The 13,351-nt window shown below is 38.3% G+C and carries 12 protein-coding genes and 1 pseudogene; 6 read left to right on the top strand and 7 right to left on the bottom strand.

Features of this window, described 5'->3' with window-relative positions; all coding sequences use genetic code 11:
• Positions 1-24: 24 nt before the first annotated feature.
• The gene (locus tag HGD76_RS19430; RefSeq protein WP_168696741.1) at positions 25-2,013 is read left to right on the top strand and encodes a DICT sensory domain-containing protein; all 1,989 of its coding nucleotides are present in this window, start codon (positions 25-27) and stop codon (positions 2,011-2,013) included.
• Here the strand turns inward: HGD76_RS19430 and HGD76_RS24985 are convergent.
• A complete protein-coding gene (locus HGD76_RS24985) occupies positions 1,973-2,125 on the bottom strand; it encodes a hypothetical protein (RefSeq protein ID WP_210967809.1) in 153 nt (50 codons plus the stop codon). The two genes, HGD76_RS19430 and HGD76_RS24985, sit on opposite strands and share 41 nt — an antisense overlap.
• 105 nt (positions 2,126-2,230) lie before the next feature.
• Here HGD76_RS24985 and HGD76_RS19425 point away from each other — a divergent pair, with 105 nt between their 5' ends.
• Both HGD76_RS19425 and trpE read left to right on the top strand, forming a co-directional pair.
• On the top strand, positions 2,231-2,647 hold the full coding sequence (locus HGD76_RS19425) for a photosystem I reaction center subunit II PsaD (RefSeq protein ID WP_015079642.1): 417 nt from the start codon (positions 2,231-2,233) through the stop codon (positions 2,645-2,647).
• A 222-nt stretch (positions 2,648-2,869) separates the two neighbouring features.
• Positions 2,870-4,381, top strand: a complete 1,512-nt coding sequence (trpE, locus tag HGD76_RS19420; protein WP_168696740.1) for an anthranilate synthase component I — start codon at positions 2,870-2,872, stop codon at positions 4,379-4,381.
• A 140-nt stretch (positions 4,382-4,521) separates the two neighbouring features.
• Here trpE and rnc read toward each other — a convergent pair whose 3' ends face one another.
• The 4 genes and pseudogenes from rnc to cobA all read right to left on the bottom strand — a co-directional run.
• Complete coding sequence (rnc, locus tag HGD76_RS19415; protein WP_168696739.1) at positions 4,522-5,703, bottom strand: ribonuclease III; 1,182 nt, start codon at positions 5,701-5,703, stop codon at positions 4,522-4,524.
• A 192-nt stretch (positions 5,704-5,895) separates the two neighbouring features.
• On the bottom strand, positions 5,896-6,489 hold the full coding sequence (gene coaE / locus HGD76_RS19410) for a dephospho-CoA kinase (protein ID WP_168696738.1): 594 nt from the start codon (positions 6,487-6,489) through the stop codon (positions 5,896-5,898).
• A 159-nt stretch (positions 6,490-6,648) separates the two neighbouring features.
• A complete protein-coding gene (locus tag HGD76_RS26310; protein ID WP_407644791.1) occupies positions 6,649-7,455 on the bottom strand; it encodes a uroporphyrinogen-III synthase in 807 nt (268 codons plus the stop codon).
• 76 nt (positions 7,456-7,531) lie between these two features.
• Positions 7,532-8,248, bottom strand: a pseudogene (gene cobA, locus HGD76_RS26305) (uroporphyrinogen-III C-methyltransferase); the annotation flags it as partial.
• A gap of 221 nt (positions 8,249-8,469) precedes the next feature.
• Here cobA and HGD76_RS19395 point away from each other — a divergent pair.
• Entirely contained in the window at positions 8,470-9,165 is a 696-nt protein-coding gene (locus HGD76_RS19395; protein WP_168696736.1) for a response regulator transcription factor, read from the top strand.
• Positions 9,166-9,430: 265 nt separating this feature from the next.
• On the opposite strand, the gene HGD76_RS19390 is transcribed toward HGD76_RS19395, so the two are convergent.
• Complete coding sequence (locus HGD76_RS19390) at positions 9,431-9,712, bottom strand: Npun_R1517 family heterocyst differentiation transcriptional regulator (protein ID WP_168696735.1); 282 nt, start codon at positions 9,710-9,712, stop codon at positions 9,431-9,433.
• Between the two features lie 737 nt (positions 9,713-10,449).
• Between HGD76_RS19390 and HGD76_RS19385 the strand changes: the two genes are divergently transcribed.
• Both HGD76_RS19385 and HGD76_RS19380 read left to right on the top strand, forming a co-directional pair.
• Positions 10,450-10,806 (top strand): NAD(P)H-quinone oxidoreductase subunit M, encoded by a 357-nt coding sequence (locus HGD76_RS19385; RefSeq protein WP_041457849.1) that lies wholly within the window; start codon positions 10,450-10,452, stop codon positions 10,804-10,806.
• 213 nt (positions 10,807-11,019) lie between these two features.
• Positions 11,020-13,191 carry a PP2C family protein-serine/threonine phosphatase gene (locus HGD76_RS19380; RefSeq protein WP_168696734.1) on the top strand — a complete coding sequence of 724 codons (2,172 nt, stop codon included), beginning with the start codon at positions 11,020-11,022 and terminating at the stop codon, positions 13,189-13,191.
• Here the strand turns inward: HGD76_RS19380 and HGD76_RS25570 are convergent.
• Positions 13,170-13,307, bottom strand: a complete 138-nt coding sequence (locus tag HGD76_RS25570; RefSeq protein WP_233466934.1) for a hypothetical protein — start codon at positions 13,305-13,307, stop codon at positions 13,170-13,172. The two genes, HGD76_RS19380 and HGD76_RS25570, sit on opposite strands and share 22 nt — an antisense overlap.
• Positions 13,308-13,351 lie beyond the last annotated feature (44 nt).

Genomic DNA, 13,351 nt, shown 5'->3' with positions numbered 1-13,351 from the left:
CCACTGACTAATGACTAATGACTAATGAGTATTTCCACTTCCGTGCTGAGTGATTTACTAAACTCACTCCCCCATCTGCGACCTCAATTATATTTTAAGGCTTCACTAACCGCTCTCTCCCATGCAATGGAAGATCAAGTTTTAGCAGCCAATTTAGACAGTCCTTTGATCATTGCTAGTTTCCAGCAAGAGCGATTTTACCGGCAAGAAGCTCATCGTTATCAGCGACTTGCACAAAAAAGTAATCAAATATATGTATTATCTGCACCAGAAACAGAGTTTGCTAATAGCTCAGAATATTATGAAAAGGTCGCTTTTGAGCCTGATGATGCTTTAGCGCAAGAATGGCATTTGCTAGTAATTGCTGATAACTATGCTACTTGCTTAATCTGTCGAGAAAGCCTGGGTTCTCTGGCCAAAAATCAATATATCCCAGAGATGATTCCTAGTTTGGATATGGATACAGCGCGAAGATTTGAGGGGATTTGGACATCGGAAAAAGGGGTATGCTTAAAAGCCGCTCAATTGTTATTAGATAGAATTGAGATTTATCGGCCAGATTTAGCGGCTAAAGTTGATGAAGTGAAGCAGCGGTTAAATATTAAGGAATCAAAAAACGAGTTAAAAGTTAATTTAAATCATAAATATGTAGATGATATTGATACCGATCCTTTTGTGCAGAGGTTGGTGACATATCTGCAAGCTAGTCAGTATAAGCTGCATAAAGCTTACCGTGCGATTGCGGATCAAGCAAGGAAAGAACGGTTGGTAAATTCCATTAGTACAGCAATTAGGCGATCGCTTGATCCACGAGAAATTCTCCAAGTTGCGGCTCAGGAGTTGGGACAACATTTAGAAGCCTGTCGTTGTCTAATTTATCGCGCCCAAGCTACAGATGCCAAAGCTATAATCGAACATGAATTTTTGAACTCTAATGTTACATCTGTACTGGGGCAAAGTTGGGAGTTACAAAATAATCCCCTGTTTCAGCAGGTGCTACGACAACAGGAGGGAGTATGTGTAGCTGATACCGTGGGGGACTCCAAAATAAAGAAATCAACAGCCTTATCGTCAATTGTGAAGAAGTTTAGCGTGCGTTCTTGGTTAATCGAACCCGTATTATATCAAGGGCGACTATTGGGAATTGTGGAGTTACACGATTGCCATTTTCCTCCCCATGAATGGCAACCAGGGGAGTTAGACTTAGTGAAGGCGATCGCTACTCAAATTGGTGCAGCCCTGATTCAAGCCGAATCTTTTGCCAATTTAGAAGAACTCAACCAACAACTAGAAGCCTTAGACCGCACCCGCAGTAACTTAATTGCCATTACCGGTCATGAACTCCGTACCCCCCTATCTACCATTCAAGTTTGTTTAGAAAGCCTGGCTACAGAACCGGATATGCCTTGGGAATTGCAACAAATAATGTTGAGTACAGCCCTTGCAGACTCCGAAAGAATGCGGAAACTCGTACAAGACTTTTTAACCCTTTCTAACTTAGAAAGTGGTCGGGTAGAATGGCATCCTGAATCATTAACCATCCAAGAATGTGTAGATTTAGCCCTCAGTCGCTTACGGACGCGCTCTAGCCAAGAAAAAATACCCAAGATCACAACTCAAATTTCTGCCAACCTACCTTTAGTCAGGGCTGACGGTGATTGGTTAGTGGAGGTAATCGCCAAACTTGTAGATAATGCTTGTAAATTTACTCCCTCTTCTGGGCAAATTATTATTAAAGCCATTAGCAATAGTCAGGAGATGCTAGAAGTCACCGTAGCGGACACAGGAAGGGGAATTGAACCCAACCGCCTAGAAATCGTTTTTGACCGCTTCTACCAGGAAGAAGGGGCGTTACGGCGAACAACCGGCGGTACTGGATTGGGTTTAGCAATTTGTCGCCAAATTGTCAACGGCTGGGACGGAAAAATTTGGGCAGAATCCACAGGTAAAGATCAAGGCAGTCAATTTCATTTTACAATTCCCATCGTCCAAGGCAGCCAGGAAAATAATTAACAACTAACCACTGTACGGGCGAAGCCTTTGGGGAACTATTTTTGGCAATGACCGATAATTTATCTTCCAAATGCTTCGCCCCTACTGACAACAAACAACGGACAACTGACAACTAACCACCAACTAATTACTAAAAACTGTTACAGTCTATAACGCGATCGCAACATAAGTCGAGTTCCAATGTTAGTATGCCGTAAAAACCTACAAGAGACAGTTTATGGCAACTTTGACTGGAAAAACCCCAATCTTTGGTGGCAGCACTGGCGGATTACTCACAAAAGCTGATGTAGAAGAAAAGTACGCTATCACCTGGACAAGCCCTAAAGAGCAAGTCTTTGAAATGCCCACAGGTGGCGCGGCTAAAATGGTAAAAGGCGAAAACCTACTTTACATTGCTCGCAAAGAGTACGGTATTGCTTTAGGCGCGCAACTTCGCAAATTCAAAATCACCGACTACAAAGTTTACCGCATTCTCCCCGGCGGCGAAACTACCATGATTCACCCTGCTGATGGCGTTTTCCCTGAAAAAGTAAATGCTGGACGTTCTATGGTGCGTCACGTACCCCGCAGAATCGGTCAAAACCCCAACCCTGCACAAATCAAATTCAGCGGTAAAGCTACTCACGATGCTTAGTACCGCAGGGCGGAATTAAAAATTAACAATTAAAAATTAAAAAAGCAGAAATAACTAGCTTTTTGTGTGATTTTTAATTGTTGGTTGATTTACGCCGTTGTCAACTAATCGTTATGTAGTGGGTAATGGGTAATAGGGAAAAAAGAAAAATTTTGCCCCCTTACCCATGACTAAAAGCTCGTTGTTAATTTTTAATTTTTAATTGTCAATTTTTAATTATTTATGATTTTCCCCGATTTCGACCAGTTTCAAAAGCTTGCTGTCCAAGGTAATTTTGTGCCAGTGTATCAGGAATGGATAGCCGACTTAGATACACCTGTATCCGCTTGGTATAAAGTTTGTGCAGATCAACCTTATAGCTTTTTGCTGGAATCGGTGGAAGGTGGGGAAACTGTAGGGCGTTATAGTTTCTTAGGTTGTGATCCTTTGTGGATTTTGGAAGCTAGGGGTGATAAAACAACCCAAACCCATCGAAATGGTGATCAACAGGTTTTTATAGGTGATCCGTTTACAGTTTTATCTGAATGTTTAGCACCATATCACCCAGTAAAATTACCGGAATTACCTTCAGGAATTGGTGGTTTATTTGGGTTTTGGGGCTATGAATTAATTAATTGGATTGAGCCGCGTGTACCAATTCATGCTCAAGATGAGCGCAACATCCCTGATGGATTATGGATGCAGGTAGACCAATTATTGATTTTTGACCAGGTAAAACGGAAAATTTGGGCGATCGCCTACGCAGATTTACGTGATCCAGCAGGGTTAGAGGTAGCATATCAAAAGGCGAGCGATCGCATTCAGGAAATGGTCAGGAAGCTATCTTTGCCCCTATCACCAGAAAACACCAAATTAGCTTGGACAGCCCCCGGAAACAAGCCTAAAGCGGGCATAGAGGACTATACCAGCAACTTTACCCAGACAGAATTTTGCGCCAGTGTGGAAAAAGCCAAAGCACATATCAAAGCTGGTGATATTTTCCAAGTCGTCATCTCACAACGCTTATCCACAGCATATACAGGCAATCCCTTCGCTTTGTACCGTTCTCTGCGGCAAATCAATCCTTCGCCTTACATGGCTTATTTTAACTTCCAAGACTGGCAAATTATCGGTTCTAGCCCCGAAGTCATGGTCAAAGCCGAATGCAATGATGAAGGGGAAATTATCGCCACAGTCCGTCCCATTGCGGGAACTCGACCCAGAGGGAAAACTACAAAGGAAGATGCCGCTTTAGCCGCTGATTTACTTCAAGACCCCAAGGAAATCGCCGAACACGTCATGTTAGTAGATTTAGGACGCAATGATTTAGGGCGGGTGTGCAGCAGTGGTAGTGTGAAGGTTGATGAATTAATGATCGTTGAACGCTACTCTCATGTTATGCACATTGTCAGTAATGTGGTAGGTAAGTTAGCGCCGGGTAAAACTGCATGGGATTTACTCAAAGCGTGTTTTCCTGCTGGGACTGTCAGCGGTGCGCCTAAAATCAGGGCGATGGAAATTATTAATGAATTAGAACCCAGCCGTCGGGGTGTGTATTCTGGTGTGTATGGGTATTACGATTTTGAAGGACAATTGAATAGTGCGATCGCTATCAGAACTATGGTATTACATAATCAAACGGTAACTGTCCAAGCTGGTGCAGGTTTGGTGGCTGATTCTGACCCAGAAAAGGAATATGAAGAAACTCTCAATAAAGCTAGAGGGTTATTAGAAGCAATTCGTTGTTTGCGTTGAGAATTTATTTTCGCGCAATCTCTCTTAGAGATCCCGCAGGGTAGACGCTGAGGAGCAAAGACGCAAAGTTTAAGAGTTTGGATTTTCCTGATCAATACTGGAGTTAAACTATGATACCAGCTATTAGTAGACCTTCAACTTTACTTAAGTTTCTCCAAAGCATTTGTGGCTGCTTGTTTTTGTGCGTCTATTTTTCTCTTACCTTTTCCTTGAGCATAAATTTTACCATTTATTTCAACTTGAACAGTAAACTCTTTGTTGTGATCTGTTCCACTTTCTTGAATAGTATTATATACAGGAATATCAAACCCATTTTTTTGAGCATATTGTTGTAATAATCCCTTAGCATTTTCTAAATTCTCTAAACTGATATTTTCAGGAATCCTATCTTCACCTACTGATGCAAATAAAGGATATACTATTTCCTGGACTGCTTGGATACCAGAATCTAGATAATACGCACCAATAACAGCCTCAAAAGTGTTACTTAATAGAGATTCTTTTTTACTACCATCTTGTAATTTTTCCCCTCTCCCTAATAATAACCATTGTCCCAGATTTAATTGATTGGCCAATTTTGCTAATTGGGGATTATCAACTAGTCGTTCTTTTAATTTACTTAATTCACCTTCGGAAATATCTCCATACACTTCATAAATATAAGCACCTGCTAAGAAACCTAAAATACTATCTCCTAAAAATTCTAATTGTTCATTATCTTTATTGATTCGCTTTTCATAGGCGTAAGAACGATGAGTTAACGATCTTTCTAACAAAGTAACATCTTCAAAAGGAATACTATTAAGAATTCCTGCTAAACGTTCCTTAATTTTTATTTCTTGAGTAGATAGTTGTTGTGTTCGTTTTTGACTACGATTTTGCTCTTGCACTAAAGCTTGAAAAATTTTTTGTTTATATTTTTCAACCTCTTGTGCTTCTTCTGCTTCAATCGCTTGCAATAAACGATAAATACTATCTATAGCGCGATAAGCATCTTCGGTAGAAAATGGTGTATTATGCGCCCATTTATTGCGAATCTGAATAATTTCATTTGCAAATGCCCTTTCAGTATTAGATAAACGCTCTTTATCTTTAAATGCTTTATCCCATCTTTTTGTCATTACAGAAAGTAATGATGATATGTCTTGCTGTAAACTTTCTTCTGTAGTTCGTTTTAAATTTGTATCTGGAGACAAACATTGTCCAGCTTGAGTAAGCCATTGATTACCATACACCAATCTCATTTTCTGCTCAACATAAGGATATAAACCTTGAGAAAGTAATTTCAGACATTTATCAATCACTTGATGGTTATTTAACATATTCAGATCCAGATTATCTTAAAAAAATTTTATTTTCATAATACTATAGCAAGCGACAAGATGGTTAGGACATAAATTGATAATGAAACTCCGTTTACAACAGGGTTATACTCCTGACTTCTGCCATAATGTAGCATTATATAATATAAAAGTATTTTATACAATATATTTTATTTAAAAATGCAATTAATTTTATGTTAAACTTTGCAACAAAACTTTATCTATCTGTTGTAAAAGCGATTCTAAATTAGCAGAATTATCTAAAACCACATCAGCACGAGCAATTTTTTCCGCAATAGGTAATTGACTATTAATTCTCGCTGCTGCTTGTTCCGCTGTTAAATTATTGCGTTCTATTAATCGCTGTTGTTGCTGTTGTGGAGAACAAGATACCACCCAAATTTGATTAACTAGATTTTCTAAATTAGCTTCAAATAATAAAGGAATCACTAAAATTAAAGTATTTGCAGATGATTCATTAATAGCTTTAGCAAAACAATTTCTCACATAAGGATGAATTATGCTTTCTACCCAATAACGTTCTTCCGGTTGATTAAAAATGATTTCTCCTAATTTGGATCTATTTAAATTACCATCACTTAATATGATTTCTCTACCATATTTTTCAGCAATTTCTGACAAAATAGGAGAACCGACAGATACCGCGTCTCTCGCATAAATATCTGCATCTAAAATCGGTAAATTGTAAGTTTTAGCTAAGTAATTAGCAACTGTACTTTTACCTGTCGCAATTCCACCAGTTAAACCAATTAAGTTTTTATTCATTGGTTATAATACTAAATTAAGATGAATCTTCATAGAATCAGATTTTAAGATTTATTGAACGCAGATAAACGCAAATAAACGCAGATAAAGAGGGATGAATTAATGGATTTCATGATTCTGTGCCACCTCACATAAGGTTGGTATTAGTCATTAGAAAATTCAGCTATGATTTGTCCATTTAATTATGGCATTTGTTAAACCTTCTAAGGTATATTCTTCCGCTTCAATATCTACTCTCCCAAATACAGTTTGACAAGTTTTTGAAGTTTGGGGACCAATAGACGCTATGCAAACTCTGGCAAAATTTTCGGGGTTATAGGTAAATATATGTGCTGTTAATTGGGAGAAAAATAAGACTGTTTTAGAACTGGCAAAGGTAATAATATCTACAGTATTATTAACTAAAGCATATTCAGCCGCAGGAGGGATACCTTGAGGACAGCAAGATTCATAAGCGGGAACTTCAATTACTTCTGCACCTTTGGCTGTTAATTCCTTTACTAATACTTCTCTTCCACCACTTTCAACTCTAGGAAATAATATCTTTTTACCTGTTAGTGATTCGGGAAAGTTTTCCACTAAGGAATCAGCAACAAAGTTAGGAGGAATAAAGTCAGCTTGGATATTTTGTTTTTGTAAACTTTGGGCGGTTTTTTCCCCAACAACGGCAATTTTCACACCTGATAAAGCATTTTTATCTTGACCGGATTTTTCTAATCGCTCAAAAAAGTATTCTACACCATTACTAGAAGTGAGAATTAGCCAATTAAAAGTTGATAAATGCAAAATTGCCTGATCTAAAGCTGACCAACTGCTAGGGGGTCCAATTTCTAAAGCTGGCATTTCTATCACATTAGCACCTGCGGAGGTTAAGCGATCGCTAAATTGATGGGATTGTCCCACAGAACGGGTAACTAAAATGGTTTTCCCAGTTAAAGGAGAAAGATTGTAATTCACGGTTGACATTAAATTTGTTGTCTTAATAATTTTTGGTTTCGCGCAAAGTTGCAAAGGAGCAAAGACGCAAAGAAGAGATTTCTCATAGGTAATCGCGTAATCGCACAATTTCACCAATGACTATAACTGCGGGAGAGAGAGATAAACCAGTGGTTTGTTGGAGGATATTTCCCAGTTCTCCTGTCCAGACTTCTTGACTAGGTGTTCCAGCCCAACGGATAATAGCAATTGGTGTAGAATGAGATTTTCTATATTTTATCAGTTGATGGATTATTTCTGGTAAATTTTTTCCCCCCATCAAAATTACTAAAGTTTCTAAGCTTGCTAATGCTTCCCAGTTTAAAGTTTCTGGTTCATGGGCTGTACAAACTGCAAAACAACGACTAAGAAGGTTATCTGTAAGCGGAATTCCAGCTAATAATGGTGCAGCTAATGCGGAAGAAATTCCCGGAATGATTTCAAATTCACAACCTGCATTTTTTAAAGCTGCAATTTCTAAAATACAGCGCCCAAATATCAAAGGATCTCCCGATTTTAGTCTAATAACTTGTTTGTTTTCTAAACAATGTTTTACTAATAAATCGTTGATTTCATTTTGGGAAGTGCTGGGTTTACCTCCACGTTTACCAACATCTATTTTTAAGCAATCAACAGGGACACAATCTAATAATTGACTATCAACTAAAGCATCGTACACCAACACTTCAGCAGATGCTAACAGCCGATAGGCTTTAACGGTTAAGTATTCTACATCTCCAGGACCGGCACCAACAAGGTAAACTTTACCTATTTCTTTAATCATATTTATTGTTGACTTTTAATAATTTACCATTGGGTTTTGATACGATATATAATACTAAGTTAGGATGAGAATAGAATCAGATTTTAAGAATTATTGACCGCAGATAAACGCAGATAAACGCAGATAAAGACGGATGAATTAATGGATTTCCTCTGCCCTAGTAGTCAATACTCACCAAATTTCGCTAGATTAGATTAAGGTACACCTAATAGGAATTTTCAATGTCAGCACAATTGTTACTGGTAGATGACGAACCGGGATTGCGGGAAGCCGTCAAAGAATACTTACAAGAAAGCGGTTTTAGGGTTCAAACTGTCAGTAATGCCCGTGAAGGTTGGGACTGGATGCAAGCAAACACCGCTGATTTGGTCATTTCTGATATTATGATGCCCCAGGTGGATGGCTATCAGTTCCTCAAGCAAATGCGGGATGACCCCCGTTTTCAGGCTCTACCAGTGGTATTTTTAACTGCTAAAGGGATGACAGGCGATCGCATTCAAGGCTATCATGCAGGTGTTGATGCGTATTTACCCAAACCATTCGATCCTGATGAATTAGTCGCCATAGTTAAAAACTTACTAGCGCGTCGCAGCGCCCAAACTCCCTCAACCGGGGAAAACAGCGAAACTCCAAATCTTGCCGATTTGGCTAATCAAATCGCTCAAATTAGAATACTATTAACTCATCGGAGTGCCATATCCCAAACGCCAGCCCCGTTTAAAATAGATTTGACTCCTAGAGAGCAAAGTGTTTTAAATTTGGTAGCAGAAGGATTAATGAATAAAGAAATTGCCCGTCGCTTGGAAACCAGCGTCCGCAATGTCGAAAAATATGTGAGTCGTCTATTTAGTAAAACTGGTACTAATAGCCGCACAGAGTTGGTTCGTTTTGCTTTAGAACATGGTCTAGCAAAGTAAACTACTCTACTTGTGATGAGAGTTACTTGGTAAAAAAATGGTAAAGTGCACCTGGATAATTTTGCTGCCGAAATAGTAACACAATGTCAGACATTTTTACTTGTAATTTTCCTAGCTTGCCAGCATTGAGACGCAAATATTGTAGACGTAATTTTACGTTTACAAGCGAACTCGTTATTAAGAAAAACAGGTAAAGGCTAACTTTTCCAACTCAATATTGAAAAATCTGAATTAGACTGGTCACTATCAAAAATTACACCAATAACTATTGAATAGTATCAGCGAAATTGCGTAAACGCATCATTTGGCGACGCATTTGTGGGGAGGCTTTAAACTCCGAAATCTCCTGAGCTTTTACAGATGCTTGTAAGGTTTCTAAAAAATCATCAGATCCTTCAGTTAAAGCCTCTAGTAATACTTGTAACAGTTGCTCACGATCACCTAATAGACTCTTTTCCTCAATCAGGCGGAATTTGAGGTGAATTTCGCACTCATAAATACCTACTTCTGGATTATTTATTTGGCGTGGTAATGCTTTAGAGTTCATAGTTTTGAGGATTCCTTTAGTTAGTGGTCATCCGGGTAGGGTTCTAGATCTTCAGAAAAATTTCTTATACTTTCTTTGTACTTTTGTGAATCCAAAGTTTTTGAAGATCAGAATTTTTTCTCATCCATAAAACTGGCATCTTATTTTACTCCCCCTGTTTTTTTTTAGTTAGATTCTACTATTTTTTGGTGTTTCTTTCCTATTTATGGCATATCCGAGCCATAAACTATTATTCAATTTCTGAGATGTCATACCATGAAGTTTTTGTAAAGAACTGATTAGACCTTGTTAAAGGTTTTTACATCAACTTGTTAAAAACGTCAAGAAATATTATTTTTTTTACTTTTCTCGGATGAGAACAATTAAGCATTTGTACTGAAGATGCTCCTTTGATAAATGCAATTTATAACTGTAGGAAAATTGACTAACTGGAAGAAAATCTAGTGAAGTCACTACAAGATGAGTACATTTACATCAGAAAAAATCAGAATCAGTCAAAAAATCAGAAAATTTTTTGTGAATTATTACATACATGAGACGGAATCAATTTAGAAGAATATGGCACATTCCGGGTAAATGAGATCCGAACTTAACATCACAGCCCAAACACCAGTCCTGCTTCTGACTGCGCCCATCTGTCCTAATTTTAGACTTTCGCCGTCATTTTTGCTGTAAGCTCAAACATAGCAGTTAAAATAATTGCAGTGTAATTCAGCTAAATTCTTACACCCAAATTTATGGATAACCTGATGCTGCTCAAGTCCACAACCCGCCATGTTCGCATTTTTGCGGCGGAAATGGACAAAGATGAACTGATTCCGAGTAATCAAGTTTTGACACTAGATATTGATCCAGATAACGAATTTAACTGGAACGAAGATGCTCTGCAAAAAGTTTATCGCCAGTTTGATCAATTGGTAGAAGCGTCTAGTGGCGCGGATCTAACAGATTATAACTTACGCCGTATTGGTTCAGACTTAGAGCATTATTTGCGATCGCTTCTTCAAAAAGGCGAAATTAGCTATAATCTCTCCAGTCGGGTTACTAACTACAGTATGGGATTACCCCAAATTGCCGTAAGTAATAATCAATAACCGGAATACATATCTACCTAGCCTTGGCGAATTATATTCGCCAGCTATGTCAAGTTTTAATGACAGGTAGAGAATTAGTTCTGCTATTGCTACATATTCCCATAACAATAAAAGTTATAATGAGCCTGTGGGTTGCCAAAAATATGCGCGGTAGCAACTAATGACACGAAATACTCTGGAAAAAAATGCCAATTGTTGATCGGTGGGAAAACTATGGAAAATGATGCGGTAACGCTCTGCTGCCCAAATGAATATTGTCAATCTGCTAATCCCCTCACCCACAAATTTTGCCAGCAGTGTTCCACTCCTTTACCTAAGCGTTATTTGTGGGCTGTGGGCAATGATTTCAACTTTGGTCATCCCGGATCTATTTTAGGCGATGGGAGCAATCGCTATTTAGTTATTAATAAATCCATACTTTTAGATATTAAACCTGGGTTATTGCCCCAAATACCTGAATTAGATGATTTAGAGAAAATTAGACCTTACCTGAAATTAATTCCCTATCGTCTCCATATACCACAAGTTTATGGAATCCTCAATTTAGGTAATGGGCAGAGCAAAACAGAAATATTACTATTAGAAAGACCACCATTAATAACTGATGCAACCATCACTCAAGCAAATCTATGCAGCAGTTTAGATACTGTTTGGAGTGCAGCTTCATCAATCCGCCAAATTCATTGGCTGTGGCAATTAGCTAATTTATGGCAGCCCCTAGCTATTGAAGGAGTAGGATCTAGCCTTCTAGACTCTTATCTATTAAGGGTAGAAGGGGTATTAATTCGCTTATTAGAATTGCGTTTTGATGGAGAAACCCCCCCAACATTATCCCAATTGGGAGAATTTTGGCTGAAACTGCTCAAAAATGCCAAACCAAATATTGCCCCATTTATTCAACAAGTATGTGAATTTCTAATTCAGGGGGAAATTAACTCATCTGAACAATTAATCAAAGTTTTAGATCAAGGATTAAACCAATTAGAAAAATCTCAAACAACCACCATTAAAATCTATACTAAAACAGACTCAGGCCCCAGCCGCCCACGCAACGAAGATGCTTGTTACCCTGCCGCCGACACTTTGATCACTAAACCACCCCAGCATAACGCCCTAGCAGTTGTTTGTGATGGTATTGGTGGACATGAGGGCGGTAATGTGGCTTCTAACCTAGCAATTGAAACCATTCAGCAACAAATAAAAGAACTTACTTCAGTTCCCAAAGACAATATAGACATAGATCCTTCACTCCTACTTTCTGATTTAGAAAGAGCAGTGGCAACCGCTAATGATAAAATCAGCCAGCGTAATGATAGCGAACATCGTCAAGGACGACAACGCATGGGAACAACTATTGTCATGGCTTTACCTATCGCCCATGAGATATATATTACCCATGTCGGTGATAGTCGTGCCTACTGGATTACCCGCCATAGTTGTCATCAAGTTACTTTAGATGATGATGTCGCGTCCCGTGAAGTCCGTTTAGGCTATGCTCTCTACCGAGAAGCATTGCAACACAGTGGTTCTGGCTCCTTAGTTCAGGCTTTGGGAATGAGTAAAAGTACCTCACTACATCCTACCTCTCAACGCTTTATTATTGACGAAGATGCTGTTTTTTTACTCACATCCGATGGTTTGAGCGATTTTGACCGAGTAGAGGAATCTTGGGAAACAGAAATATTGCCTCTCCTCTCTGGAAAAACAAGTATAGAAAATGTTGCCCAAAGATTAATAGAAATTGCTAATACTAAAAACGGACATGATAATGTCACCATTGCTTTAGTACATTACAATGTCAAATACTCTGAACCAGATATAAGAATTACAGCGGATATTTCTCATCTTTTAGCTGACACAGAATTATATTCATCAGATGATCCAAACAATGGTGAGAGTTTTATTAATAATCAAAAAACTCAAGTTATTTCCGAAAATAAAACTATCAAACTTCCCCAAATACCATTACAGTTGTTTGTTATTTTGGGATTAACGTTATTATCTGGTTTGTTGGGATATTGGTTTAAACTTCAACTCAAATCACCAACAATAATAATTTCTTCTCCGACTCCTTTTTCCAGTCAGCCTCCACCTTCGGCTATACAAAGAACTTTAGATAATCTCTCTCCTAATTGGGTGATTCAAGCTAATAGTTCCATAACTTTAAATAAACAACCTTTTCCCGCTGAAAGTTTTTTCCAAGTTATAGAGAAAAAAACTAATCCTAATAATGGAAATAATCCAGATGTGCGTTTGCGCCTCTGTGAAAAATCCAATCCTGCCTTAGAAACTTCTCAAATAGTCCAACTTAACTTTTCCGAACTGCAAGATCTAGGGAAGGATATTTCTATTTTACAATCAAATCAACCTAGTCCTTGTGAATAGGTGACAGAATAAATTTTCCCACTAACAACTGACAACTGTACGGGCGAAGCATTTGCAGAACTATTTTTGGCAATGACCGATAATTTATCTTCCAAATGCTTCGCCCCTACTGACAACTAACAACTGTACGGGCGAAGCATTTGCAGAACTATTTTTGGCA

The sequence above is a fragment of the Dolichospermum flos-aquae CCAP 1403/13F genome (assembly GCF_012516395.1).
Classification (GTDB): domain Bacteria; phylum Cyanobacteriota; class Cyanobacteriia; order Cyanobacteriales; family Nostocaceae; genus Dolichospermum; species Dolichospermum lemmermannii.
This window is presented reverse-complemented; position numbering and strand designations above follow the sequence as displayed.

Excerpts from the sequence above, each read along its gene's own strand:
- HGD76_RS19380 (WP_168696734.1), top strand. The coding sequence starts at position 11,020 with ATGGAAAATGATGCGGTAACGCTCTGCTGCCCAAATGAATATTGTCAA.
- HGD76_RS19430 (WP_168696741.1), top strand. The coding sequence starts at position 25 with ATGAGTATTTCCACTTCCGTGCTGAGTGATTTACTAAACTCACTCCCC.
- HGD76_RS19385 (WP_041457849.1), top strand. The coding sequence starts at position 10,450 with ATGGATAACCTGATGCTGCTCAAGTCCACAACCCGCCATGTTCGCATT.
- coaE (WP_168696738.1), bottom strand. The coding sequence starts at position 6,489 with ATGAATAAAAACTTAATTGGTTTAACTGGTGGAATTGCGACAGGTAAA.
- trpE (WP_168696740.1), top strand. The coding sequence starts at position 2,870 with ATGATTTTCCCCGATTTCGACCAGTTTCAAAAGCTTGCTGTCCAAGGT.
- HGD76_RS19395 (WP_168696736.1), top strand. The coding sequence starts at position 8,470 with ATGTCAGCACAATTGTTACTGGTAGATGACGAACCGGGATTGCGGGAA.
- HGD76_RS26310 (WP_407644791.1), bottom strand. The coding sequence starts at position 7,455 with ATGTCAACCGTGAATTACAATCTTTCTCCTTTAACTGGGAAAACCATT.
- HGD76_RS19390 (WP_168696735.1), bottom strand. The coding sequence starts at position 9,712 with ATGAACTCTAAAGCATTACCACGCCAAATAAATAATCCAGAAGTAGGT.
- HGD76_RS19425 (WP_015079642.1), top strand. The coding sequence starts at position 2,231 with ATGGCAACTTTGACTGGAAAAACCCCAATCTTTGGTGGCAGCACTGGC.
- rnc (WP_168696739.1), bottom strand. The coding sequence starts at position 5,703 with ATGTTAAATAACCATCAAGTGATTGATAAATGTCTGAAATTACTTTCT.